General features: G+C 67.9%; 4 protein-coding genes. All 4 read left to right on the top strand.

From position 1 onward, the window contains the following. The first annotated feature begins 101 nt into the window (after nt 1-101). The gene (locus VE25_RS18990; protein WP_046110245.1) at nt 102-1,496 is read left to right on the top strand and encodes an L-serine ammonia-lyase; all 1,395 of its coding nucleotides are present in this window, start codon (nt 102-104) and stop codon (nt 1,494-1,496) included. 49 nt (nt 1,497-1,545) lie between these two features. Continuing rightward, nucleotides 1,546-2,304: a DeoR/GlpR family DNA-binding transcription regulator gene (locus VE25_RS18985; protein WP_046110244.1), complete on the top strand. Its 759-nt coding sequence runs from the start codon at nt 1,546-1,548 to the stop codon at nt 2,302-2,304. A 137-nt stretch (nt 2,305-2,441) separates the two neighbouring features. After that, entirely contained in the window at nt 2,442-2,795 is a 354-nt protein-coding gene (locus tag VE25_RS18980; RefSeq protein WP_342019322.1) for a DUF6152 family protein, read from the top strand. Continuing rightward, on the top strand, nt 2,795-3,244 hold the full coding sequence (locus VE25_RS18975; RefSeq protein WP_046110242.1) for a hypothetical protein: 450 nt from the start codon (nt 2,795-2,797) through the stop codon (nt 3,242-3,244). The genes VE25_RS18980 and VE25_RS18975 overlap by 1 nt, the downstream gene beginning before the upstream one ends. The last annotated feature ends 106 nt before the right edge of the window (nt 3,245-3,350 follow it).

Genomic DNA, 3,350 nt, shown 5'->3' with positions numbered 1-3,350 from the left:
CGCCCGTTGCCGCCCACCCTCAACCGCAGGCCACATGGCCGGGCGGGGTTTCGGCGTGCCCAATCGTTGCGCGCCCTCGCCGAAAAGGGCAGAGTGGAAAAATGTTCCTGTCCGTTTTCGACGTCTTCAAGATCGGCATCGGCCCGTCGAGCTCCCACACCATGGGGCCGATGACGGCGGCCAACCGCTTCCTCGAGGAATTGAAGAGCGCCGACGATCCGCGCGCCCGCAACGCCCGCCCGGCAGCACTCACCGTCAGCCTCCACGGCTCTCTGGCCTTCACCGGCGTCGGCCACGGCACCGACCGGGCCGTCATCCTCGGTCTTTGCGGAGAGAACCCGAAAAGCGTCGATCCGGACCGGATGGATGCCATGGTCGCCGCGGTCGAGGCGAGCGGCGCCGTCTCGCCGCCCGGCCACGGCACCTATCGCTTCCGCCCGGCCAGGGACCTCGTCTTCGACCGCAAGGTGCCCCTGCCCGGCCATCCAAACGGCCTGCAGTTTTCCGCCTACGACACCGACGGCCAGTTGCTCCTGCGCCGCACCTATTATTCCATCGGCGGCGGGTTCGTGGTCACCGATGCCGAGCTCGAGGCGGTCAAGACCGCTTCGCCCGCCGATGCCGACGTGCCCTATCCCTTCGCCCACGCCGCCGACATGCTGGAGATGGCGGCGCGCTCCGGCCTCTCGATCGCGCAGATGAAGCGCGCCAACGAGGAGGCGGTGCGCGCGCGCCGCGCCGTCGACGCCGGCCTCGACGAGATCTGGAGCGTGATGAGCGGCTGCATCGACCGCGGCCTCGCGCAGGACGGCATCATGCCCGGCAGCCTCAAGGTCAAGCGCCGCGCCAAGGCCATCCACGACCAGCTCGCACCCCAATGGCAGCGCAACGAGATGACGCCGCTGATGGCCAACGACTGGCTCGCCCTCTATGCCATGGCCGTCAACGAGGAGAACGCGGCGGGTGGGCGCGTCGTCACGGCGCCGACCAACGGGGCGGCCGGCGTCATCCCGGCGGTGCTGCGCTACTACCTGCAGTTCGAGACCGGCGCATCGCAGCAGGGCGTGCGCGATTACCTGCTCACCGCCGCCGCTATTGGCGGCATCATTAAGCACAACGCCTCGATCTCGGGCGCCGAAGTCGGCTGCCAGGGCGAGGTGGGCTCGGCCTCCGCCATGGCCGCCGCCGGCCTCTGCGCCGTCATGGGCGGAACGCCGGCCCAAGTCGAGAACGCCGCCGAGATCGCCCTCGAGCATCACCTCGGCATGACCTGCGACCCCGTCGGTGGGCTCGTGCAGATCCCCTGCATCGAGCGCAACGCCTTCGGCGCGGTCAAGGCCGTCACCGCCGCTTCGCTTGCGATGAAAGGCGACGGCACCCACGCGGTGCCGCTCGACATCTGCATCGAGACCATGCGCCAGACCGGCCTCGACATGTCCGACCGCTACAAAGAAACCAGCCAGGCGGGCCTTGCGGTCAACGTCGTCGCCTGCTGACTGAAGCTTTCGTTTGTGGTTAAACTGAACGCAAACGAAAGCGTCAGTCATGCTCATCGATCGCCACGCGCAAATCCTCGAGCTCGCCAAGCGGCAGGGGCGGGTCGAGGTCGACGACCTCGCCGCGCGCTTCGCCGTCAGCGTGCAGACCGTGCGCAAGGACTTGAACGAGCTCTGCAACCGCGGTGCGCTGCAGCGCGTCCACGGCGGCGCGGTCTTTCCCTCGACCATCGAGAACATGCAGTACGAGGCGCGCCGGCGCATCGCCGCATCCGCCAAGGAAGCCATCGGCAGGGCTGCCGCCGCGCTCATTCCCGACCACGCCTCGGTCTTCCTCAACATCGGCACCACCACCGAGGCCGCCGCCCAGGCATTGACCCGCCACGACGGGCTGATGGTCATCACCAACAACATCAACGTCGCCAACCGGCTGCGGGTGCTGCCCGGCTTCGAGGTGGTCATCGCCGGCGGAGTGGTGCGCGCCTCGGACGGAGGGATCGTGGGCGAAGCGGCGGTCGATTTCTTTCGCCAGTTCAAGGCCGATTTCGCCATCATCGGCGCCTCCGCCCTCGATGCCGAGGGCGCGCTCCTCGATTTCGACTTCCGCGAAGTCAAGGTCGCCCAGGCGATCATCGCCAATGCGCGCCACGTCATCCTCGTTGCCGATGCCGGCAAGTTCGACCGTACGGCGCCCGTGCGCATCGCCCATATGAGCCAGCTCGGCACCTTCGTCACCGACATCTGCCCCGAGCCGGTCAAGCGCATCTGCGCGCAGGCGGGCGTCAGGCTCGTCGAGACGGGAGGCTGAGGTTCCCGCAGATGTGAACACGCTTCACCGCCGGGGGCTTGCCCATGGCGGCGCGGCGGGAGACACTCCACGCGGCTTTGGGGGCCGCACATCCGAGAGGTCACACCATGCCTCGGCTACCAAGACGTGCAGTTCTCTTGTCCGGCCTCGCCATTGTCGGTCTCGTGGCGCCGGCCTTTTCCCATCACGGCTGGTCCTGGACGCAAAGCGGCTTCTTCCAGATCGAGGGCACCATCGCCGACATCTACTACGGCAATCCGCACCCGATCATCGAGGTGGACGTCGAGGGCACGATCTGGACCGTCGAGCTCGCGCCGCCCGGTCCGACAACCGCCGCCGGGTTCACCGAGGAGACCGCTGCCGTCGGCGATGAGATCACCGCCATCGGCAACCGCTCGCAGGACGAGAACGAGACGCGCATGAAAGCCGTGCGCATCATCGTCGGCGGCGCGACCTACGACGTCTATCCGGATCGAGCGCGCGACATCTGATGCTCGAGGCGCTGGAAGCGGCGGGGTTTGCGAGGGCCCTGCGCACCTCGTTCTACCTCTATCCCATCGTCAACGCCGCCCACATCCTGGCGCTGGGAATGCTCGTCACCACCGCGCTCTTGATGGACGCCCGGCTCCTCGGGCTCGCCCGCCAGCTGCCGGCCGCGGCCGTCATCGGTACGCTCCGCCCCGTTGCCATCGGGGCTCTGGTCATCGCCGCCGTCACCGGGTTCCTGCTCTTCTCGGTGCGCCCGCTCGAATACGTCGGCAACCCGGCCTTCCGCATCAAGCTCGCGCTGCTCGTCCTCGCCGTCCTCAACGCCGGCATCGCGACGGCCTTCGGCGACAGAAAGCTCGATCACCCACTTATCCCCTTCCTCGCCGCCTCCTCCATACTGCTGTGGATCAGCGCGCTGGTGGCGGGGCGGTTCATTGGGTTTTTCATCTAGAGCAGTTGGAGTTTCTCGGGATCGACGGCTCTATCGCTTCCCTCCCCCTTGAGGGGAGGGATCGAGGGTGGGGGGTGGTCCTGTGGGTCGCCGGTCGACCCCCACC

Origin of the sequence: Devosia geojensis (assembly GCF_000969415.1) — a bacterium.
GTDB lineage: Bacteria > Pseudomonadota > Alphaproteobacteria > Rhizobiales > Devosiaceae > Devosia > Devosia geojensis.
This window is presented reverse-complemented; position numbering and strand designations above follow the sequence as displayed.

Excerpts from the sequence above, each read along its gene's own strand:
- VE25_RS18990 (WP_046110245.1), top strand. The coding sequence starts at position 102 with ATGTTCCTGTCCGTTTTCGACGTCTTCAAGATCGGCATCGGCCCGTCG.
- VE25_RS18975 (WP_046110242.1), top strand. The coding sequence starts at position 2,795 with ATGCTCGAGGCGCTGGAAGCGGCGGGGTTTGCGAGGGCCCTGCGCACC.
- VE25_RS18985 (WP_046110244.1), top strand. The coding sequence starts at position 1,546 with ATGCTCATCGATCGCCACGCGCAAATCCTCGAGCTCGCCAAGCGGCAG.